Source organism: Microcoleus anatoxicus, from assembly GCF_042465725.1.
Classification (GTDB): Bacteria; Cyanobacteriota; Cyanobacteriia; order Cyanobacteriales; family Microcoleaceae; genus Microcoleus; species Microcoleus anatoxicus.
In genome coordinates this window covers 4,251,569-4,271,789 of record NZ_CP120853.1, presented here as the reverse complement: position 1 = coordinate 4,271,789, position 20,221 = coordinate 4,251,569, and the positions used below count along the sequence as shown (strand labels likewise).

Sequence of the window (20,221 nt, the reverse complement as noted above, 5' to 3'; positions counted from 1 at the left end):
AGTGTTCCAATTTCAGCCAGCGCATTAAAATAGAGTAATAAATAGTTAACTCTAATGAAAATCAGATTTGGGAATTGTTGCAAGACTTATTGCCCGTCTTGCAATTCATCCACGATCATCGCGTCATTCACCGTGACATTAAACCAGAAAATATTATCCGTCGCCAGTCGGACAACAAACCAGTATTGATCGATTTTGGTATTGCCAAAGTGCTCACCGATACAGCCTTACTTCGTCCAGCAACTTTAATCGGTAGCCAAGATTATTTAGCTCCCGAACAAATGCGAGGGAAAGTATTTCCTGCCAGTGACCTTTATAGTTTAGGTGTCACCTGTATCCGTCTGATGACCCAAGTTCCTCCCTTGGATATGTATGATTGCAACACTGAGCGTTGGTGGTGGCGCGAGTTCCTACCCAAAGGCACAATTATTAGTAGTGAGTTGGGTGAAATTTTAGATAAATTGCTGCAAAATAATCTCCATCAGCGATACAGTTTTGCCGTCGAAGTCTTGCAAGATATCAATACAGAATTCAATGTACTTGCTCCTAACTCTCTCTCCCAGGAAACTCTAATTATTACCAATGTAATTAATATCACTAACTGGGCTAAATTTAATTTACTAAAAACCCCTGAATTCCAGACTTTGCCAACAAAAATATCGAATAATTCCCAGGAAATATTTGGTTCTTCTCCGATTTTGAATTTGGAGATTAATTTGATTTCATCCACGGGTGTTGATTACACGAAATTGCGGGATTATTTGTCAAACAAAAAGTGGAAAGAAGCCGATCAAGAAACTTGGGCTGTCATGTGTCAATCTCTCTCAATGACAGCGCGAACTCAACTAGACAAGAGCCAAATTTTCCAGTTACCATGCGAAGATTTACAAATAGTCGATCGCCTTTGGATGCAATACAGTCAAGATAGGTTTGGATTCAGCGTCCAAAAGCAAATCTACGAAAGCGTTAAGGGAGATTATGTCAGATTTTGCGATCGGGTAAACTGGCCAACATACAACTCTGCTACTGCTTCAGGGCAATTTAAATTTAGCTATAAATCACCTCCAGGACATTTGCCATCTCGGAGTTGGGTAGGCGGTGTTCAGTGGCTGCGACACCTCGATGCCATGTCAGTAAGATTAACCGAGTGCAGTAATAAGTAGAAGGAAGAAGGAAGAAGGAAGAAGGAAGAAGGAAGAAATAAAAATACTTAATATGTAGGTTGGGTTTCGCTATTGCTCAACCCAACCTACTTCATCTATTTGGGAAACGCTATCCTTAGTAGGATAGTAGTTTTGGCTCGAAGATGTTATAGTTATTGAATATCCCGAATCAGCAATTAGATTTGATCGCATCGACCTATTTATTAGTATCTCACGGCAGTCGCGACCCCCGACCCCAAGTAGCTTTGGAAAACCTAGCTCAACTGCTGTCTCAAAAATTACCAATGTTCAGCAATTCTGGCGCTTCCGGTGTTCCCGCAGTCGGAACCGCTACCTTAGAGTTGGGCGCGCCTCTGCACGAGCAAATTTGCCTTTTTGCCGAACATACCCTCTCTCTGGGATTGACAGAAGTTCAAATCTTGCCCATATTTTTATTGCCAGGTGTTCATGTCGCCGAAGACATTCCCGCCCAGGTAGAAATTGCCAGACAAACTCTTTCTTCCAAGCTGAAAATTGAATTGCAGCCGCATTTGGGAACCCAGGAAGCAGGCTTAACAAAACTGGTGAAAACTCAGATGCAAGAGATGGCTTTTCTCCCCAATTCGCGTGAAGCGAAGCTATCCCGAAGGGAATCGCCCAAATGGATTTTACTATCTCACGGTAGTCGCCGTCCGGGAGGCAACTCGACAGTTGAGGAAATAGCTAGCAAAGTCGGTGGTGTAACCGCTTATTGGTCGGTAAAGCCGAGTTTGGAGGAACGAATTGACAGTTTAGTTCGTGATGGACAGCAGCAAATTGGAATTGTGCCATACTTCTTATTTAATGGAGGAATTACAGATGCGATCGCGCAAAAAGTCGAACAGTTAAAGCAGCAATTTCCCACAGCGGAACTGCATCTGGCAAATCCTCTAGGCGTAAGTGTAGAATTAGCAGACTTAGTTGAGGAGTTAATTCAAAAATGAACCGCAGAGGCACACAGGAATCAATAGAAAAGGAAGAGGTAAAAATGTCTGTGGGTAAGGTGTATTTAGTAGGTGCGGGGCCGGGAGATCCGGGTTTGATGACGCTGAAGGGAAAAGCTCTATTAGAGTGTGCTGATGTCGTGATTTACGATGCTTTAGTCAGTGCTCAAATTTTGGAGTCAATCAATCCGCAAGCAGAACGAATTGATGCTGGAAAACGTCGCGGCCGCCATTCGCTAATACAAGATGAAACTACTCAATTATTGATCGAAAAAGCTCAAGATAATGCGATCGTTGTCCGTCTCAAAGGCGGAGATCCGTTTATCTTCGGCCGTGGTGGCGAAGAAATGGAAGATTTGGTCAAAGCTGGAGTTTCTGTCGAAGTCGTTCCCGGTGTCACTTCTGGGATTGCAGCCCCTGCTTATGCGGGAATTCCGTTAACACATCGATCGTACAGTTCGTCTGTCACCTTTGTGACCGGTCACGAATCTGCTGGAAAATATCGACCAGAGGTAAATTGGCAGGCGATCGCCCGTGGCTCCGAAACCATTGTAATCTACATGGGGATTCACAATTTACCATACATCATCGGCCAGTTGACAGCAGCGCAATTGAGTATCGAAACGCCCATAGCTTTAGTGCGTTGGGGAACGCGACCGGAACAGGAAGAATTGATCGGAACTTTGGCTACAATCGTAGAGCAAGTTGAAGTGACTGGATTTGCAGCACCGGCGATCGCTGTAATCGGAAATGTCGTCAATTTGCACAGTATATTGTCGGGATGTCGGCCTGTTCATCAGATTGTAGAATAAGACTCTATCTCTTAGTCCGCGGAGGCGGACTTTGTTTTTGTAGAAGCGATTTCAATCGCCGAATGACTCTCCCTCTCCCTCTGTGTCCTCTGTGTTCTCTGCGGTTAAATCATTCCGATCTAACCGGAAACGATTCTATCCATCAGCATCATTAGGATAACCAAATTGGTCTGGTAATTCAGCAGAAGTAATTTGCAGAATCTCTAGCAACTTCTTGTATTGAACAGGCGTTAGTTTCGGTACGGACCGCCCCGCTTCCCAGTTACTGACTGTCGCTTCCGTAACGCCAAGTGCTTCTGCTAGCTGCTTTTGAGTCATAAACCGCTGAACTCTCAGTCGCATTAGGGGCGATCGATCGGCTCTTTCTGAGATTTCCATAGACTATTTGTTAACTTATATTAAATAATTTGGGCTTTGCCTAAAATGATTGACATCTGCCCTAAATTAATTTAGATTTAAACCATAGAGATTTAGACAGCACCAGCTAAGCCACTTGTGCTGTAGGGGAATTGCTGTCTTTTCTTCAACTTGTTATTGTACGCGGTTTTACCGTGACAAAGCATCACACCTATCCAAAATTATTCGTCAAAGCTATGTTGCAAGATTCATCATCGAACCAAACATCGCCCAATGTCTTAACCAACCAAACCAACCAAACCTTTGAGGGCTCACGCGAAGCAGTCCGTCACATCATCATCGGTTCACCGTTGGGAGTACGCCGAACTATCCACCAACTGCACGCATTGCGGTACGAGGAAGCTGTTCGTTGGACTCATGCGATCGCCATTCCCGACGATCGCATCATCATTACACCCGAACAAGGAGAAATCATGAGCCTGTTAGTCAAATTAATCCGGTTGGAATGAAGTTAGGAGTTACGCAAGTCTCTAATCTGTAGGGTGCGTCGCTGTAAGATGTTCAATAGAACTTGCAGATTATAGATGGCGACGCACCGATGCGATATTAGAAACCGAATAAGAAGGCGAAGCGCCTACATCAGCGGTTAAAAAATAAAAACATCAATCAACGGGAATATTACCTAACTCAGATACAAAGACTGCCAGCAAGTAAAATATGGCATAGTATAGTATAGATAGATATTCATTTCATAGCATCCCACCTATGACTGCCAAAATCACCCTAAACTTGTCCGATGAAGTCTATCATCAAGCAGAATTACTAGCGCAGCAATGCCACCGCAGCGTCAGTGAAATTCTAGTAGAAACTCTAGAAAGTTTTCTCTTACCAACCGCTAAACCAGTATCAGCATTGTCTGATTCGGAAGTAATCGCTTTAACTCAACTCCGGCTGCAACCAGTCCAATAACAACGATTGAGTGAATTACTAGAAAACCAAGAATGCGGTACAATTACTCAATTTGAACGTGAAGAATTGCAGGCATTAATTCATATTTATGAAGCTCGACTACTGCGACAAGCTCAAGCCTTGAATGAATCTGTGCGACGTGGCTTGCTCGAATCATTACAAGGATAATTAGAATGGCTATTTCCGAAAAGCGATCGCCCCATAATAGTAGAGGCGAAGCATTTTCCACGACTGGCTTGACATCCGAGTTTTTTTCAGGTAAAATGGATATCTACTTATCTGATTATTAATTGTTAAAATATACTTATAGCAGTCCTAAATGAGTCGTAAAGTTTTTTACCCCACCCCAACCCTCCCCTTATGAACGAGAGGGAGTAAGAAATTCACAAATGATTTAGGATTGCTATATCAGATGAAATAACAAAACTGAGTCAACGGCTAATTTATGGTAAGCATAATTTCGGAACATATTACAATTAATCCCGGTTTTTGCGGTGGGCAACCTTGCATTACTGGACATCGAATTAAGGTACAAGATGTGGTAATTTGGCATGAGGAAATGGGAATGTCACCAGAGGAGATTATTTACCATTATCCTTCAATTACTCTAGCTGATGTTTATGCAGCTTTGACTTATTATCACGATCATCGTGAAGAAATTAGGACACAAATTAGAGAAGATGAAACCTTTGTTCGCGGGTTGCAAGCCCAAAATCCTTCTATCCTTCAGCAAAAATTAAAAAGCCTAAATGTCAAGAACTCTTAACTTTCATTTGGATGAAAATGTAAGTAATGCTATTGCGATCGGTCTGCGAAGATATGAGATTAATGTGACGACTACAACGGAAGCAGGCTTATTGGGCAAGCCGGACGAACTTCATGTAGAATTTGCGATGGCCGAAGGGAGAATAATTTTTACTCAAGATGCAGATTTTTTAAGGATAGATCGAGCTGGATTACCTCATAATGGAATTATTTACTGCCAGAAAAATAGTCGCTCGATAGGAGAAATTTTGAGAAATTTAGTAATGATTTGGGAGTATCTTGAGTTGGACGATCTGACAGGGCGTGTGGAGTTTATTTAAGACTAACGCTCGCACTTCCACAAAAGACCGATCGCCCTTTCACACAAAAAAGCGATCGCACATTTCTCTCAAATTCGATCGCCCGATCAACAAAAAACCCGATCGCCCCCATCAACCCAAAAACCCGATCGCACATTTCTCTCAAATTCGATCGCCCGATCAACAAAAAACCGATCGCCCATCCACAAAAAACCCGGCGGTTGAAACCCAAAAATGCGATCGCCCATCCACAAAAAACCGGCGGTTGAAACCCAAAAACCCCGGCGGTTGAAACCGCGTCTACACAAACAAAACCCGGATGGTGCGCGGGTTGAAGATTTCACACGATGATTTTCCATCTCCGAATACCCTCTTCGTCCGCGTAGGCGGACATCGTTTGTGTAGACGCGGTTTCCAACCGCCGGGATTCCAACCGCCGAGGATTTCAAATTAGATCGCCCGAATCAACCTAAAAACCCGATCGCCCATCAACCCAAAAATGCGATCGCCCATCCACAAAAAACCGGCGGTTGAAACCCAAAAACCCCGGCGGTTGAAACCGCGTCTACACAAACAAAACCCGGATGGTGCGCGGGTTGAAGATTTCACACGATGATTTTCCATCTCCGAATACCTTCTTCGTCGGCGTCCGGCGGACATCGTTTGTGTAGACGCGGTTTCCAACCGCCGAGGATTTAAATGGCAGAATGACTCATTTAACTAACAGCATATTCTGTAAACTTCCTAGTAAAAGCCGACTTAAAAGCAAGTACGATATCAGTTTTTGGCACTCCGAATTCGACTAATTCTTGAGCTATTCCTGTATCTGTCCTATCCTGTTGAATCCAGATTTTATCATCTTTGAGTTCAATATGAACTGAAACGCCGTAGACTCTTAATTGGTCGTTCCAGCCTGCGAGAATCACCAGGTAATTACCGCTTTCGCGATCGCAAATAATTTTAATTTCTGTTCCTTCTCGTACAACCATGTCTGAGAAGTTGTTCAGAATTTTCTCGATCGCTTCAATATAGTTTAATTTCTCCATAACACAATTTCCTCCGAATCGGGACGAAAAATAATCAGTTTAATATCGTATTCTTCTACACGCCCTTGAATGAATTTCAATCTAAATAATTCATCGTAGGTTTCTAAAGGAACTGCTAAGTACACAATCAAATCTGGCATAATATCTCTCAATGCCGATCGACAGTTGAGAAATTGACCGAGGGCTGCATGAAACTGGTAGAAATCCGATCGCTCTCGAAAGCTCTTGACTTCCACAGCTATTTTGCGACCTGCTTTTTCTGCACTGATTAACTTTTCTGCGGTCAAATCGATAAACATGGCTAAACCTTCGTCATCGACTTGCACCCGAAAGTTTTCACGGATAACTATCCATCCATCTTTTTGTAAAGCAGCTTTGACAGTATCGTGAAAAACATCTTTAGCAGGCATTTACAAACTCCATTGCTCTCACTCTCTATTTTATACCAATTATTAAAACCCGATCGCCCATCAACCAAAAAATCCGATCGCACATTTCTCTCAAATTCGATCGCCCATCCACAAAAAACCCGGCGGTTGAAACCCAAAAACCCGGCGGTTGAAACCCAAAAAACCCCGGCGGTTGAAACCGCGGCTACAAAAACAAAACCCGCAAGGCAAGGGTTAAAGATTGGGTTATTTCTTAGTCGGCGTCCGGCGGACATCGTTTGTGTAGGCGCGGTTTCCAACCGCCGAGGATTTCAAATTAGATCGCCCGAATCGACCCAAAAACCCGATCGCCCATCAACCCAAAAATCCGATCGCCCGTTTCCCAAAAAGTCGATCGCACGGAGAAGATACGGCGAAGAAACGGCGGTTGAAACCGCGTCTACACGAGACTTTACCCGAATGGCGGGCGGGTTGAAGGCCTAATCCTCTAATAATCGATCGATCGAAACTGCAACATCGGGAAATGCTAGCGGATTGATATTACCCTGAGTTAGAGTTTCTCTGAATTGATAGCCGTCATTTGTAGGCGAGCGAAATACTATCAATTCGATTGTTCGCAAATTGATGACCCAATACTCAGAAATGCCCGCTTGGGCGTAAATTTTGGTTTTAATTTCCAAGTCTTTACTGAGAGTTGAGTTTGAGTATTCAATCAGCCAAAAAATGTTTTCTGGATAGGGGTGATGTTCTCGGTAATCTCGTCCCAGACGTTGAACGACAGCGAGATCGGGTTGTGGCTCAGAGTTGCTTGACGATAAGGTAATTGGCTTACCTTGGCGGACTTTTGCCCGATCGCCCAGCAAATACATCAGGTACTCTCCACCCTCATCGCTAGAGTAAGCATGGGATTCTCCTTCGGGAGCCATTTCGATGATTTCTCCACCTATTAATTCAACGTTTCGCCCTTCCAGAATACGGGCGGCAATCATCTGGTGGTAGTCTTCAACTGTCCATTTTACAGTCGTGACGCTCACGGTGATTATTCCTATTGTTTTATGCTCATTTTAGACTGCTTTTGCCGTTTGCGATCGCCCGTTTCCCAAAAAGTCGATCGGACATTTCTCTCAAATGCGATCGCACATAAACCCAAAAACCAGATCGCACATTTCTCTCAAATTCGATCGCCCTGAAACCGAGTGAAAATTTGTCTGTTTTGTGACACAGCCCGCCGTTCGTTTCAACCCCCGTCTCATAGCTAAAGTCGGTTGAAACCGACTGAAAATTTGCATGAAACCGATACACATCAACTAACTCTTCAGTCCTCTTTCAGAGGACTTTCGCTATGAGACAGGGGTTTCAACCCCTGGCGGACTCGGCGACGAACCAACTAGCCCTTGGCGCGGACTAACTAACGGACTAACAAATCAAATTCGATCGCCCATCCACAAAAAACCCGATCGGACATTTCTCTCAAATGCGATCGCCCTTAAACCAACTCCACATCACACACACCGGAAATGTCGAATGACTGTAGGGGCGGGTTCGCCCAAATATTTGACACCCACCAACAATCCTAAAAACCCGCCCCCACCCCACGAAAAGATTAAAAATTACATTGATTTTAACAATAAGGCGAGGATCGTTGTTAGGGTTTATTCGTTGGGTGGGGGCGGGTTTATCAATATTATTGGTGGGTGACAGAATTGATCGGTGAACCCGCCCGTACAAATTTGATGCAATATTTTACCATCCCTATTTTACCATGCTTGTAGGGGCGGGTTCACCCAGATATTTGACACCCACCGACAATCCTAAAAACCCGCCCCCACCACACCCAGAAATTAATAATTCATTGAATTTAATGGTTATTCAGTGATAGTTATTCGGGGTTATTCGTTGGGTGGGGGCGGGTTTATTAAGATTATTCGTGGGTGACAGAATTGATCGGTGAACCCGCCCCTACAAATTTGATGCAATATTTTACCATCCCTATTTTACCATGCTTGTAGGGGCGGGTTCGCCCAGATATTTGACACCCACCGACAATCCTAAAAACCCGCCCCCACCACACCCAGAAATTAATAATTCATTGAATTTAATGGTTATTCAGTGATAGTTATTCGGGATTATTCGTTGGGTGGGGGCGGGTTTATCAAGATTATCGGTGGGTGACAGAATTGATCGGTGAACCCGCCCCTACAAATTTTATTCAATATAGATCGCCCTTAAACCAACTCTGCATCACAATAACTGGAAAGGCCCATTGCATTAGGTAAGTCACCAGCGAAAAGCAAATTTCTGAAATTCCCTAATCCAAATAACTGACGATTGCCACTTCTAGCTTGACTATAAACACTCAGACCCAATCCGGTATCACGGTTTAAGTCATAACAGTCACCAAAAGCATTTGGCTTGTTTCGTATCCCAAAACTTACCGTGCCACTGGAAGAGGAAATGGGAATGTCTTTGGTTTGTGTTCCACTTCCTGCATTAAGTTCTATATGTATGTTGTCTATTTCGCCTTTTGGATCGCAGTAGGTGATTTTGTATTGTGCCGTTTGTCCATAGGGGATCGGGTCAGGGATGACTTCTACCTTAAAGATTGAACCTCCTCCTGGCAAACAAGTTGGTGCTGGTGCAGGAGTAGTCGCAGGTCGATCGCAAAAGTCAAATGGAATACCCGTCTTATCAGCAAGAAACTTTCGGAACTGAGGCAAAAAATTGGTTTTAGAAGGTTCTGTCGGCTTCTCTTCCCCAAAAAATAAATCAATGAGATCCTTAGTAGATGAAGCTAAATCTAAACTACCTCCTATAACTTCTCCTGCAATTCCTGCTGATTCGATAATTTTCCCAACTCCTATTCCAGTCAATTCGTCAATTACCGCATCACCAAGGTCTTTATCGCTACCTGTAAGAAGTTTGCAACTGTAGTCAATGACTTTTAATCCTGTAGACGCGGCCTCCATTGCTTTGTTAACAACCCTAAAAGGAGGCAATACTAAACCACCAAGGGCTGACGCAGCAGCAGCAAAATCAACCACTTTAGCAAGTCTGCCAGTGCCTGTGCAAAACTTTTTAACCGACTCACAATCTTTCGCAAAATCTCGACCGCTAACGGTCGGAGTCGTTGGTTTTGGTGGCTCAGGAGGAGGAGTTACTGGAGTTGGCTCCATTGGCAGAGGAAAAGTTACAGTGTCAATAATCTGACCATCTTTGAGCCGCGATATAACACCTTGATCCGGCTTTCCAGCTTCTTTACTCGGTTGATTCTCAATTCGCGCCGTTTCATTAGAGCCTTCAACAGTAATATCCGCCCTTGTACCATCTCGACTCATGCGCGTTGTACTACCACGAACACCCGTTGTACGATTGGGTACAAATATAACTGATTCTACGAAACGTCCGTCAGCATCATCTTGAAAAACTACTGTATATTTGCTACCATCACTCGCCGGAAATTCCATCTGAAATTTGTTATCAGATAGCTTTTTAACTTCCGGTAAATCAATTGTGACTTTATCTTCAGGACGATCGGGTTCCACATCATAAGGTCTGAAACGACCTTTTAAATCGTCCGGTTTCACTCCCAAAACAGTACCTAACAAAGCCCCTGTTGCAGCCACCTTAATATCCACAGCCGAACCACCAGCAGGCTGCACTTTCGATTCCAAAACAATATCGGATTCCTTAAGATTTGTACTAAGTCCGATGAAATCGATCGTTCTTTGAAAGTCGGTGATTAAGTCAAACGTAGGAGAGCCTAAAGCCGCCTCAGAGCGCAGAACAAACACATCTTGACCCGCACCACCAGTCAGGGTATCATTGCCAAAATCGCCAATCAGGAAGTCATTGCCATCTTGCCCATTGATAATATCGTTACCGCGACCACCCCGCAAAAAGTCGTCTCCGCCTCCACCGAAGATTACGTCCTTACCTGCGTTTCCGTTGACACCATCGGCACTTTCACCACCCTGCAAGGTGTCAGCACCCGCACCGCCAAGGAGACCATTTTGGCCCGCACCGCCACTGAGAAAGTCGTTTCCCGCGCCGCCGTAGAGCAAATCATTACCACCTCGGCCCTCAATTCGGTCATTTCCTTCGTCGCCATAGACGATATCCCCAGATTCCGAACCCGTAATCGAATCGGCACCGCCTAAACCCCGCAAACCGCCGATGAGAGTATCGAGCAAGCCAAGGGGAATCGTAAATGTGTCGCTTCGCTCAGTTAAAATATAAGCACTACCATCCCTCGAAAGTGAGCCAATGCGTACTTGAGAAGTCGATCGCCCAATATCCCCATCAGCACTACCGGAAATCAAGTCCTTTCCTGTGTTACCATTCAAAAAGTCTGGCGCGATCGAACTTTCTAGCGTATCGTTGCTTCCCAAACCAAGGATATTCTGGATATTCTGAGCATTCGATACCGTTTCTTGAGTCGCGGCTTTTTTGAAGGGACAGCCGCAATCCGCTTGATCCTGGGCGGTGCTACCGTTCAGTATGTCATTCTTGTCCAGCAAAGCTAAATTGTCAGGCATATACTGTTACTCTGTGTTGGTGATTTAAGAAATCTACCTCACCTGTCTCATCTATGTCTTGACCAAAAAAGCCCTAAAAAGACTGAAAAAGCCCGAAGTTTCTCCAACTTTATATTTTCTTCACTTAACCCATGCAGCCCAACGACGATCGCCCGTTGCAAGCCGTCCCTGACGAAAACGAACTGCTAAAATTAGTTGATGGCCTAATCTTTGAGAAAACTGGGAAGCATCTTAACACGCTACAACGACTACTTTTTCAGGGAATGTATGATGGCAAAACCTACGAAACGATCGCCCGCGACACCCGCTACACTACAAAATATGTCCGAGAAGTCGGCTACAAGCTGCTCAAAAGTCTCTCCGCAGTGATGGATGAAGAGATGCAAAAAGGTAATCTGAAAGCTGCTTGCGATCGCAGAAATATTGGTAATAACTCAAACTTCGGCAGAGATCAATATATTCAATCCGTCGAATACGTTCAGACGCTCAACTTCAACCCTTGTCCTTCTTTACCTAGCGAATCTGACAATAATCACCTCACTGAATCCAGATTCAAAACTCAGATAGAACGCCTCGAAATTGATGTTGCTGATGTTGTTTGCAAATTGCACAGTCAAGGTATCGAACCATGCCAAATCGCTTTGGTGCTTGGTTTGTCCGATTTGGCGATCGAAACAATATTGCGTGAATTATCATAGCTAAGGATAATTATAATGGCTATTTCCGAACAAGTCAAAGCCATAATTCGCGCACAAGCTCAAATCTACATTCAAGCAAACAGCAAGTTTCCTACTAGAGTTTTAGGTGCTGGGAGAGATTTACCATCTGTCTGATATTCTTCAACCAAAAGCTCTAATACCTCCACTGCATTCTGCAAAGCTTCTTCGTAGGTATCTCCGTGAGTGTGGAACTGCTGAGATGGAAAATCAGGTAAGTGAACTAGGTAGCAGTTATCTTCATCCGACCATTGAATAACAATTATATAAGGTAATTTCATGATTCAGAATCCTCTTCTTCAATTGCTTTCAATATTCCAATTTTTCGATTAACTTCTCTCTCTAAATACAGTTTCGCATCATCGCCATCATTTCCAGCAATGGTAATTGGTTCATTAGCTAGTAAAGGATGAACCCATCTTGTATGACTGCCTTTTGCCGAACGATAAGTAATATCAAATCCGTTGACATCGGAATGATTAATCTCTCTCTTCTCTTCCTTCGCGTCCTTCGCGCCTTCGTGGTTAAATCATTCCGATACAACCGGAATTGATATAAACCCAGCTTTTAGCAACAGGCTTTTGAGTTCTCTAATCTTTTTGGGCATAAGCAGACATTAAAAATGTGGCAAGGTTACGGGCACACTTTCATCATATCCCAAAAAGTAGCGTTAAATTATAAAAACCCGTCTCCACCCCACTTATACTGTAACCATTTCGGGTTTGATATCAGGTGATGCTGGCTCAAAGTACAACACCATAATTTGCTCTGGATGCAACCCGACAGATTCAAAAGTGCGTCCGTTGCGATCGCTAAATTCAACCTCAAACGCTGCACCATCAGCCAACAGTTCAACAACTGTCCCAACTTGTCCGCGCCACAGGTTGTATTCAGGAATATCAACTGTCAAGGCAACGACATCGAGTAATTTAATTGTATTCTTTGCCACTCTTATTACCTCCCGGCACTACAAAGGATAGCAGGTTGTTAATCTCGGAATCTCCGAATCATGCTCAATAATCCAGCCACTCCGAAGGGTTGCACTTCTATTTTGCCATTCAATCGTGAAATCTAGGGTGTAGCGTTGCCCGAACCCATCCCGCCTCCCTAACTGAGCTTCATGACTTTGAATTACTTCAAGCAAAATTTGGCGCAATTCCTCAGCATTGTCAGGCATCATCCCCAGAATTGATGAAAAAAGCCGCGCTTTGTGTTTGCCATCGTCGTGTTCTGGATTTAGGCAGTAGTCACGAAGTTTACGAATATCAACAACTGCATTCTCTGCATTTGGAATGAGCATAGAAAATAGGAACCAGTTAATTAAAAAAATCGAGGGCGGATTTTACATAAAACTCAACTTTTTACTCGTTCCCAGGCTCTGCCTGGTAACGCAGATCCGGAGGCTCTGCCTCCAATTTTTCCCAACGAGGCAGAGCCTCTAGACATCGGTTCCCAGGCAGAGCCTAGGAACCAGTTAACCAAACGACCAACTGTATTTTGAGCTAAAAACTCAAAACTTTAATAAGCGTCTTGCAACTCGTAAAAATCAGGGGAAATGTAATCTTTCCGCAACGGCCAGCCTATCCAATCTTCGTTCATCAAAATCCGTTTCAGATTCGGATGTCCTTCGTAGACGATGCCATACATATCGTAGGATTCCCGTTCTTGGAAGTCGGCTGCTTTCCAAATCCAGTAGACTGATGGCACTCTCGGATCTTCGCGGGGAATAAATACTTTGACGCGGACTTCTTCAGGCTTGGAAGCATTATCTGTCAGTTTCACCAAGTGGTAGACGCTGACTAAATCTTGTCCAGGGCCTTGGTCGTAGGCGCACTGACACTGCATATAATTGAACCCGTAGGCGTACAGTGCTGTTGACATGGGAATTAAGAAGTCGCGATCGACCTTTAATATTTCCACACCCAAATTATCAGCCGCTAAAGCTTCGTGTTCAAAGCCATTATGAGTCAACCACTGAGAAACCTTCCCGGCTTCAACAATTGAGGTTTCTGTCTCAGCCACGTTCTACCTCCTGTGTTTGTGATGCAAGCAGGGCTGGTGGTACCGGCATTCCCATCGCTTCCGTCAATTCCTTCGGTGGCGCCATCCGGCCGGGAATTGACAAATATTTGCCGTCCAAAATGTCATCTACTACCTTCATTTTGTGGGGTCTGGTGTAGTAGCGGTGGGTGGGCTGCAAGTTGCCGCGTTCTTGCATCGAATCGTTGGCGATTTTTTTCCGCAGTTTGATAATTGCGTCAATAATCGCTTCTGGACGCGGGGGACAACCTGGTATGTAGACGTCTACGGGGATCAGTTTGTCAACGCCTCTGACTGCTGTGGGGGAGTCTACGCTGAACATTCCGCCGGTGATCGTGCACGCGCCCATGGCGATCACGTATTTGGGTTCGGGCATTTGTTCGTACAGCCGCACCAAGATGGGGGCGTACTTCATGGTGATCGTGCCGGCGGTGATTAACAAGTCGGCTTGTCGTGGGCTCGATCGCGGTACTAAGCCAAAGCGATCGAAGTCAAAGCGCGAACCAATCAAAGCTGCAAATTCGATGAAGCAGCAAGCCGTACCGTAAAGCAGCGGCCACAAGCTCGAAAGTCTCGCCCAATTATATAGGTCATCAACCGTAGTTAAGATGATGTTCTCTGATAATTCGGTTGTGACTTCAGGGCGAATAGCGGGGTTGACAATTAGCGATTTCTGTGATTTGTCAGAAGTTAAGACCATTCTAAGGCTCCTTTGCGCCAAGCATATACAAGAGCTATAACGAGGATCGTAATGAAAAACAAGGCTTCGATAAAAGCCAAGAGTCCTAGCTGGTTGAAAGCAACCGCCCAAGGATAGAGGAAGACTGTCTCCACATCAAAGATGACGAAGACCAGGGCGAACATATAATATCGGATGTTGAACTGAATCCAGGCTCCGCCGATCGGCTCGACCCCAGATTCGTAGGTGGTCCGTCGGTCGTAGGGACGACTTTTGGGCCGCAGTACCTTCGCCGCCGTGAGGGCGAGGATAGGGACTAGGCTGGAAATTAACAGGAAGCCTAAGAAATACTCGTAGCCGCTAAGTGCAAACACGGTGAATTATTACTGCCTCTGTGAAAGGGTTCTGTAACTTGTCTTTACATTATATAGATTCTGGGTAGCTAAAATTACGAGTTAGTTGAGATTAATCGCCCATGTTCTGCAATAATTTTTAATGTATATTTTAAGATTAGCTAGCCTATTCTTTTCGATCTATGAGCGATCAAGCCACTGAGACTAAAAACCTCGATCGGCACGAGTGTCGCGCCTGCGGCTACGTCTACGATCCGAAAAAAGGGAATCCTAAAAATGACATCGCCCCTGGCACAGCTTTTGAAGATTTGCCCGCTACTTGGGTGTGTCCCGTTTGCGCGGGCCGCAAGTCGGTCTTTCAAAATCTGGGTCAGATGGAAGGAGTATCGGGATTTAAGGCAAATCAGCGCTACGGTGTCGGCGTCAACGGCATGACCGAAGGTCAGAAAAGTTTACTGATTTTTGGCGGCTTGGTCGTTGGTTTCTTGTTTTTACTTAGTATGTATGGTTTGCAGTAAGACGATTGTGAGATTTTGGCAACGAATTGTAATTTTATTGAGTGCGGCACTCATCTGTGCCAGTTGCAGCACCATTGGTTCTGTGAGTTACAACCCTTGGCAGGTAATTTCCTTGCCGACAGAAGCTAATTTGCAGGATATTGCCTTTACGGGCAATGGTCAGCACGGCTGGGTTGTGGGTTCTGAGGCGACTCTGTTTGAAACTGTTGACGGCGGGTCTAATTGGAAGCCGATCGCCCTGGATATCGACGATACCAGGTCGCGTTTTTCTGCGGTGAGTTTTTCCGGTTCCGAAGGCTGGATAGTCGGTCAGCCTTCAGTTTTGCTCCACACAGATGATGAGGGCAAATCTTGGACTCGGATTGCTTTGAGTTCTCAGTTACCGGGTTCTCCTAGTACGATCGCCGCCCAGGGCCCCAACTCCGCAGAAATGACCACGGATGTGGGGGCGATTTACCGGACGACTGACGGTGGTAAAAATTGGAAAGCTGTCGTTCAGGATTCCTTTGGAGTCGTTCGCAATATCAACCGTTCTGAAGACGGACAGTATGTTGCGGTTTCCTCCAAGGGCAATTTCTATTCGGTGTGGAAACCAGGACAGAATACTTGGGAACCTCACAACCGCAATAGTTCTCGTCGCTTGCAAAATATGGGCTTTACCAAGGATGGGCGTTTGTGGATGCTCGCCCGTGGTGGTCAAATTCAGTTTAGTGACCCGTCTAATCCTGAAGGTTGGGGAAAACCGTTTTTTCCCGATCGCAAAGCGAGTTGGGGTTTACTAGATATGGCTTACCGGACTGATAATGAAGTTTGGGTAGCCGGCGGCGGCGGCAATTTGCTGTGCAGTTTGGATGGCGGGAAAACTTGGCAAAAAGACCGCGAAGTAGAAGATGTTCCTGCTAATTTTTACAGGATTGTCTTTATGGGCCCAGAACGCGGATTTGTAATCGGCGCCAACGGTACTCTACTTAAATATCAAGGTTCCGCGCAAGCTGCTTGATAGTAGAATAGTGATAGAGATTGTCTGTCGATTTGTTGAAAGGAGAATTTGAGATGGCCGGTACAACTGGAGAACGTCCCTTTGGTGACATTATTACAAGTATCCGTTATTGGGTAATTCACAGCATTACCATTCCAGCTTTGTTTATTGCTGGATGGCTGTTTGTGCAGACTGGTTTGGCCTATGATGCTTTTGGCACTCCTCGCCCTAACCAGTATTTCACCCAGCAACGGGAAGAAGTGCCGATTATTTCGGATCGCTTTGAAGCTAAGAAACAAGTAGATCAGTTCATTGCCAAGTAATTTAACAAGGAGTTAGAAAAAATGACTGGCAGAACCCCAAACAATGAGCCGATTTCCTATCCGATTTTTACGGTGCGGTGGTTGGCAGTTCATACTTTAGGTGTCCCAACTCTTTTCTTTTTGGGCGCGATCGCAGCAATGCAATTTATTCAACGATAGATAGGAGTTTACAATGCCTGAGCGCGTTCCTAATCCCAATGAGCAGCCTGTTGAATTAAACCGGACTTCTCTTTATTTGGGTTTGTTGCTGATTTTTGTTTTAGGTATTTTGTTTTCCAGTTATTTCTTTAACTAACTGGTCTTTGAATTTGATGTCGATTAAAGGCAGTTTGACAAAGCCTGTAAGAATTACCATTTGGTAGTTTCTTGATAATCCCTGCTCCCAAAAGCCGGGAAGCGTCAATTAGTTGTGAATTAGTGAGGTTATGGCTATGTCTAGTGGTGGCAGAATTCCTTTGTGGCTAGTAGCTACTGTAGCTGGCCTCGGTGCTCTAAGCATTTTGGCTCTTTTCTTCTACGGTGCTTATGCCGGTTTAGGTTCTTCGATGTAAGGAGAATCCGACGTACTTTATGCGTCTAACCCCCCTTGTTTAAGCAAGGGGGGTTTTATTTATCAAAAAATTGGGTAATATTAATTCCGGTTTTATCGGAATTATTAAACCACAGAGGACACAGAGGACACAGAGAAAGAGAAGAGAGAAATAATAATTCCGATGTCAACGGATTTGATATAAAAACCCCGTTTTTCAATAGGGCTTTCCCTCTATCATTGTCGATCTTAAAAACTAAACTGCGTCCGCAAATTGCCTACAAAAATAGTCGGATTGTTGTCAAAATTATTGGCATTACCAATCACATAAAATGCCGGCACAATCGAAATATTGTCCGTAAGTGGCAAATAATAATTTGCTTCAATTTCATACTGAGTACCTCCATTGCCGCCGCCAGAAACTAGAAATCTGCGACCGCCGGTAACGTCGAAGGGTACTAAAAATGACATCGTAAACAAAGCGCCTTTTTTGATTAAATCAGGAAACGCTACTCCTAACTGATAAGATTGAGTTTTAATCGTGCCATCAGGTCGATTAGTTCGGGGAAATATATTGGTTTCGCCGTAGCCATAGCGACCGAACAGACCGAAACGGCGACTGACAGACCAATCGAAATTGAAACTAAAAGTATTCGCAGTAGCATCGCCAACTTTCCCGCCGAAACCGTCATCTGCCAAACCATTAATCGGTCTACCAACCGGGGCACCAATTAGTCCGCCTATTTGTCTAATGTTGGAACGAGAGTAGAGAAAGCGCAAATTTGCCCGATCGCTCGGACTAAAGGTTAACTCAACGGTACTCGTATTCGTCCCATTAAACAAGCCTTGAGATGGATTAGAAGCTGAGTTAAATACTGAAGAAGGTAAAAATTCCATACTCTCCCCCAAATAGCCAAAACTCAGTTTAAATTGGCGACTCAGTTCCCACAACGCCAAAGCACCAGCACCGCGTTTAGTAGCAGTTAACAATGTGCTGTTGTTAGAATTAAAGCTACTTGCACCATCGACAAAAAAGTTAAATTTATTGTTGTCAAAGTAGCGATAGAAATTAATTCGGGGACCGATTACTAATTGCAAGTTGTTAGTAACTGGAAACCGATAGGAAAGTTCTCGCAGGATTACTTCATTAGGATTGCTTCCTGCTGTTTGATCCAGAAACGGAGTTCCAAATGTATTGAACAAACCCGCAGAAGTAAATTGATTGGCTGGGGAATTGCCATTACCTACTGCTAATTGCGTTATCAACTGGTCTTTGCCTGTAAAAGAAGTATTCAAAGTCAACCAAACTAACTGACTGAAGGTAACTTCTGGGTTGTCTACTTTCTGCACAATTGGTCTATTTGTAACTGGGTCTCGTCCGGCAGGACGAATCGGTAAAGCAGCTTTTTGGTCGGTAGTTTCTACTCTAATTTTATCATTTGCCCAAGCTCCCGTCACGTTGAACCAGGCAAATCCACTGAGTTTAGTTGTAGTCGAAAATTGGTTGGCTTCTAGTTCGGAAGTGCGTGCTTCTAAAGCATCAACTCGTCCCCTTAATGTCGCCAATTCGGCAGCAAAGTCTTCTTGCAATTTTTGGACGGCAAGTAAATCTTCTTTCTTGACTAAATTCGCGGTTGATGTACCAATTTGTTTGGTGATTTGGTCTAAGCAGGCGTTTAATCCCGCAGCAAATTCGTAGCGAGTCATGGCCCGGTTGCCGCGGAATGTACCATCGGGATATCCTGCAATACAGCCGTATCTTTCTACCAAGGATTGTAAGGCGCCAAAAGCCCAGTCTGTTGGTCGCACGTCAGACAGTTGGGAAACAGATGTGACTTGTGCTGCATCTTGTTGTATACTGAGGTCATCAGCGCTGTTAGTCTCGCTGCTAAGATCGGCAACTGCGCCAACTTCAGAAACTTTTTGAGACTGAGGAAAGTTTGTAGTTTCTAACTCTTTTGGGGGCAATTCACGGATTGTCCCCATTATTTTGGGTTCTATGGTTGTGACTGTCTCTGCTGTCTGTGTTGGTGCTAAAGTGCGATCGGCTACTGAGTCAATCTCTGTCGGTGCTAAAGTGCGATCGGCTACCGAGTCAATCTCTGTAATTGTCCCCCTAAACTGGGATGGTTCAAACTCAAGGGCTTTCTGGGTTTGCTCTGAGGAAATCCCCTGGACGCTACTACTTTCTAGCGCAAGTTCTGGATTTGAGTTATCCTGAACTTGAGCAATTGTGGCGATCGGACTCAAAGGCACTGCGAGACCAGAAATCAATAAAGACAACCACAAAACTGGAAACGAATTTGTATTGTTCGCCATCACACTCACACCACTTATCATAAATTTAGAAAGCTTAACTTAACAGGAAATGCGCAATTCCAATGTAGCAATTCATACTATTTTTTTAATAAGGAAAGCTGAAACCCTTCATTTTACTAAATGATATCGTTTCCGGCTGCATCGTCAGGTGATTTAACCTTACTAGAACGCAGAGAACACAGAGGGAGATAAGACAATACAGTTCAGTTAAGCCCGATCCCCCCTAGCCCCCCTTAAGAAGGGGGGGACAAGAACTTACTCAAAGTCCCCCTTCTTAAGGGGGATTTAGGGGGATCTCCGAGGAATAAACACTTTTAACTGAACCGTATTGGGAGATAAGAGAGATGAATACAGGACGATGTTACCGGATTTGATATGATAAACCGAATTTAGTGTTAGCGAATTTTTTTGTATAAGAAAGCGAACAATTCTCTCTCTGTGTTCGCTCCCTGTTTCCTGTCTCCCCTA

General features: G+C 44.5%; 31 protein-coding genes. 16 read left to right on the top strand and 15 right to left on the bottom strand.

All coding sequences use genetic code 11. From position 1 onward, the window contains the following. The first annotated feature begins 74 nt into the window (after window positions 1-74). The 3 genes from P2A85_RS18520 (at window position 75) to cobA (ending at window position 2,937) form a co-directional block, all read left to right on the top strand. Window positions 75-1,163: a GUN4 domain-containing protein gene (locus tag P2A85_RS18520; protein ID WP_377474551.1), complete on the top strand. Its 1,089-nt coding sequence runs from the start codon at window positions 75-77 to the stop codon at window positions 1,161-1,163. 155 nt (window positions 1,164-1,318) lie between these two features. Further along, window positions 1,319-2,125 (top strand): sirohydrochlorin chelatase, encoded by an 807-nt coding sequence (locus P2A85_RS18515; RefSeq protein ID WP_377474549.1) that lies wholly within the window; start codon window positions 1,319-1,321, stop codon window positions 2,123-2,125. Next, on the top strand, window positions 2,122-2,937 hold the full coding sequence (cobA, locus tag P2A85_RS18510; RefSeq protein ID WP_377474547.1) for a uroporphyrinogen-III C-methyltransferase: 816 nt from the start codon (window positions 2,122-2,124) through the stop codon (window positions 2,935-2,937). The genes P2A85_RS18515 and cobA overlap by 4 nt, the downstream gene beginning before the upstream one ends. Before the next feature lie 135 nt (window positions 2,938-3,072). Here the strand turns inward: cobA and P2A85_RS18505 are convergent, their stop codons facing one another. Beyond that, window positions 3,073-3,315, bottom strand: a complete 243-nt coding sequence (locus P2A85_RS18505; protein ID WP_341739490.1) for a helix-turn-helix transcriptional regulator — start codon at window positions 3,313-3,315, stop codon at window positions 3,073-3,075. Window positions 3,316-3,488: 173 nt separating this feature from the next. Here P2A85_RS18505 and P2A85_RS18500 point away from each other — a divergent pair, with 173 nt between their 5' ends. From P2A85_RS18500 to P2A85_RS18480, 5 genes are all read left to right on the top strand, one after another. After that, window positions 3,489-3,803, top strand: a complete 315-nt coding sequence (locus P2A85_RS18500; RefSeq protein ID WP_377474545.1) for a hypothetical protein — start codon at window positions 3,489-3,491, stop codon at window positions 3,801-3,803. A gap of 256 nt (window positions 3,804-4,059) precedes the next feature. Next, the gene (locus tag P2A85_RS18495; protein ID WP_377474543.1) at window positions 4,060-4,263 is read left to right on the top strand and encodes a hypothetical protein; all 204 of its coding nucleotides are present in this window, start codon (window positions 4,060-4,062) and stop codon (window positions 4,261-4,263) included. Between the two features lie 6 nt (window positions 4,264-4,269). Continuing rightward, a complete protein-coding gene (locus P2A85_RS18490; protein WP_377474541.1) occupies window positions 4,270-4,431 on the top strand; it encodes a hypothetical protein in 162 nt (53 codons plus the stop codon). Between the two features lie 277 nt (window positions 4,432-4,708). Then, on the top strand, window positions 4,709-5,029 hold the full coding sequence (locus P2A85_RS18485; RefSeq protein WP_333150254.1) for a DUF433 domain-containing protein: 321 nt from the start codon (window positions 4,709-4,711) through the stop codon (window positions 5,027-5,029). After that, window positions 5,013-5,348, top strand: a complete 336-nt coding sequence (locus tag P2A85_RS18480) for a DUF5615 family PIN-like protein (protein WP_377474539.1) — start codon at window positions 5,013-5,015, stop codon at window positions 5,346-5,348. The genes P2A85_RS18485 and P2A85_RS18480 overlap by 17 nt, the downstream gene beginning before the upstream one ends. An 86-nt stretch (window positions 5,349-5,434) precedes the next feature. On the opposite strand, the gene P2A85_RS18475 is transcribed toward P2A85_RS18480, so the two are convergent. The 4 genes from P2A85_RS18475 to P2A85_RS18460 form a co-directional block, all read right to left on the bottom strand. Further along, window positions 5,435-5,686 (bottom strand): hypothetical protein, encoded by a 252-nt coding sequence (locus P2A85_RS18475; protein ID WP_377474537.1) that lies wholly within the window; start codon window positions 5,684-5,686, stop codon window positions 5,435-5,437. 91 nt (window positions 5,687-5,777) lie between these two features. Further along, entirely contained in the window at window positions 5,778-5,951 is a 174-nt protein-coding gene (locus tag P2A85_RS18470) for a hypothetical protein (RefSeq protein ID WP_377474535.1), read from the bottom strand. 92 nt (window positions 5,952-6,043) lie between these two features. Continuing rightward, window positions 6,044-6,373, bottom strand: a complete 330-nt coding sequence (locus P2A85_RS18465; RefSeq protein WP_377474533.1) for a XisI protein — start codon at window positions 6,371-6,373, stop codon at window positions 6,044-6,046. Further along, the gene (locus P2A85_RS18460) at window positions 6,361-6,783 is read right to left on the bottom strand and encodes an element excision factor XisH family protein (protein ID WP_377474531.1); all 423 of its coding nucleotides are present in this window, start codon (window positions 6,781-6,783) and stop codon (window positions 6,361-6,363) included. Before P2A85_RS18460 ends, P2A85_RS18465 begins: the two co-directional genes overlap by 13 nt. Window positions 6,784-6,795: 12 nt before the next feature. On the opposite strand from P2A85_RS18460, the gene P2A85_RS18455 reads away from it, so the two are divergent. Further along, the gene (locus P2A85_RS18455) at window positions 6,796-7,245 is read left to right on the top strand and encodes a hypothetical protein (protein ID WP_377474529.1); all 450 of its coding nucleotides are present in this window, start codon (window positions 6,796-6,798) and stop codon (window positions 7,243-7,245) included. Here the strand turns inward: P2A85_RS18455 and P2A85_RS18450 are convergent. The 3 genes from P2A85_RS18450 to P2A85_RS18440 all read right to left on the bottom strand — a co-directional run bounded on the left by P2A85_RS18450 (window position 7,242) and on the right by P2A85_RS18440 (window position 11,297). After that, window positions 7,242-7,796 carry a Uma2 family endonuclease gene (locus P2A85_RS18450; RefSeq protein ID WP_377474527.1) on the bottom strand — a complete coding sequence of 185 codons (555 nt, stop codon included), beginning with the start codon at window positions 7,794-7,796 and terminating at the stop codon, window positions 7,242-7,244. The two genes, P2A85_RS18455 and P2A85_RS18450, sit on opposite strands and share 4 nt — an antisense overlap. A gap of 25 nt (window positions 7,797-7,821) precedes the next feature. Next, window positions 7,822-8,064 (bottom strand): hypothetical protein, encoded by a 243-nt coding sequence (locus P2A85_RS18445; protein ID WP_377474525.1) that lies wholly within the window; start codon window positions 8,062-8,064, stop codon window positions 7,822-7,824. 923 nt (window positions 8,065-8,987) lie between these two features. After that, window positions 8,988-11,297 (bottom strand): calcium-binding protein, encoded by a 2,310-nt coding sequence (locus tag P2A85_RS18440; RefSeq protein ID WP_377474523.1) that lies wholly within the window; start codon window positions 11,295-11,297, stop codon window positions 8,988-8,990. 131 nt (window positions 11,298-11,428) lie between these two features. Between P2A85_RS18440 and P2A85_RS18435 the strand changes: the two genes are divergently transcribed. After that, the gene (locus P2A85_RS18435) at window positions 11,429-11,995 is read left to right on the top strand and encodes a hypothetical protein (protein ID WP_377474520.1); all 567 of its coding nucleotides are present in this window, start codon (window positions 11,429-11,431) and stop codon (window positions 11,993-11,995) included. Between the two features lie 71 nt (window positions 11,996-12,066). On the opposite strand, the gene P2A85_RS18430 is transcribed toward P2A85_RS18435, so the two are convergent. The 6 genes from P2A85_RS18430 to ndhC form a co-directional block, all read right to left on the bottom strand. Next, window positions 12,067-12,294 (bottom strand): type II toxin-antitoxin system HicB family antitoxin, encoded by a 228-nt coding sequence (locus tag P2A85_RS18430; RefSeq protein WP_377474518.1) that lies wholly within the window; start codon window positions 12,292-12,294, stop codon window positions 12,067-12,069. Between the two features lie 419 nt (window positions 12,295-12,713). Then, window positions 12,714-12,962, bottom strand: coding sequence for a DUF4926 domain-containing protein (locus P2A85_RS18425; protein ID WP_377474516.1), 249 nt, complete (start codon window positions 12,960-12,962; stop codon window positions 12,714-12,716). 18 nt (window positions 12,963-12,980) lie between these two features. After that, complete coding sequence (locus P2A85_RS18420) at window positions 12,981-13,313, bottom strand: DUF6883 domain-containing protein (RefSeq protein ID WP_377474514.1); 333 nt, start codon at window positions 13,311-13,313, stop codon at window positions 12,981-12,983. 218 nt (window positions 13,314-13,531) lie between these two features. Further along, a complete protein-coding gene (locus P2A85_RS18415) occupies window positions 13,532-14,035 on the bottom strand; it encodes an NAD(P)H-quinone oxidoreductase subunit J (protein WP_377474512.1) in 504 nt (167 codons plus the stop codon). Next, on the bottom strand, window positions 14,028-14,753 hold the full coding sequence (gene ndhK / locus P2A85_RS18410) for a photosynthetic/respiratory NAD(P)H-quinone oxidoreductase subunit K (RefSeq protein ID WP_377474509.1): 726 nt from the start codon (window positions 14,751-14,753) through the stop codon (window positions 14,028-14,030). The genes P2A85_RS18415 and ndhK overlap by 8 nt, the downstream gene beginning before the upstream one ends. Further along, entirely contained in the window at window positions 14,744-15,106 is a 363-nt protein-coding gene (gene ndhC, locus P2A85_RS18405) for a photosynthetic/respiratory NAD(P)H-quinone oxidoreductase subunit C (RefSeq protein WP_096831245.1), read from the bottom strand. The genes ndhK and ndhC overlap by 10 nt, the downstream gene beginning before the upstream one ends. Window positions 15,107-15,267: 161 nt before the next feature. Between ndhC and P2A85_RS18400 the strand changes: the two genes are divergently transcribed. The 6 genes from P2A85_RS18400 (at window position 15,268) to P2A85_RS18375 (ending at window position 17,456) form a co-directional block, all read left to right on the top strand. Beyond that, window positions 15,268-15,603: a rubredoxin gene (locus P2A85_RS18400; RefSeq protein WP_340521360.1), complete on the top strand. Its 336-nt coding sequence runs from the start codon at window positions 15,268-15,270 to the stop codon at window positions 15,601-15,603. Next, window positions 15,590-16,603, top strand: coding sequence for a photosynthesis system II assembly factor Ycf48 (locus P2A85_RS18395; protein ID WP_377474506.1), 1,014 nt, complete (start codon window positions 15,590-15,592; stop codon window positions 16,601-16,603). The genes P2A85_RS18400 and P2A85_RS18395 overlap by 14 nt, the downstream gene beginning before the upstream one ends. 53 nt (window positions 16,604-16,656) lie before the next feature. Next, window positions 16,657-16,905 carry a cytochrome b559 subunit alpha gene (psbE, locus tag P2A85_RS18390; protein WP_333146115.1) on the top strand — a complete coding sequence of 83 codons (249 nt, stop codon included), beginning with the start codon at window positions 16,657-16,659 and terminating at the stop codon, window positions 16,903-16,905. A 21-nt stretch (window positions 16,906-16,926) separates the two neighbouring features. Continuing rightward, window positions 16,927-17,064: a cytochrome b559 subunit beta gene (psbF, locus tag P2A85_RS18385; protein WP_340521364.1), complete on the top strand. Its 138-nt coding sequence runs from the start codon at window positions 16,927-16,929 to the stop codon at window positions 17,062-17,064. A gap of 13 nt (window positions 17,065-17,077) precedes the next feature. After that, window positions 17,078-17,200, top strand: a complete 123-nt coding sequence (locus P2A85_RS18380) for a photosystem II reaction center protein L (protein ID WP_015176850.1) — start codon at window positions 17,078-17,080, stop codon at window positions 17,198-17,200. A 136-nt stretch (window positions 17,201-17,336) separates the two neighbouring features. Further along, a complete protein-coding gene (locus P2A85_RS18375; protein ID WP_340521366.1) occupies window positions 17,337-17,456 on the top strand; it encodes a photosystem II reaction center protein J in 120 nt (39 codons plus the stop codon). A 227-nt stretch (window positions 17,457-17,683) separates the two neighbouring features. Here the strand turns inward: P2A85_RS18375 and P2A85_RS18370 are convergent, their stop codons facing one another. Next, window positions 17,684-19,753, bottom strand: a complete 2,070-nt coding sequence (locus P2A85_RS18370; protein WP_377474502.1) for an iron uptake porin — start codon at window positions 19,751-19,753, stop codon at window positions 17,684-17,686. Window positions 19,754-20,221 lie beyond the last annotated feature (468 nt).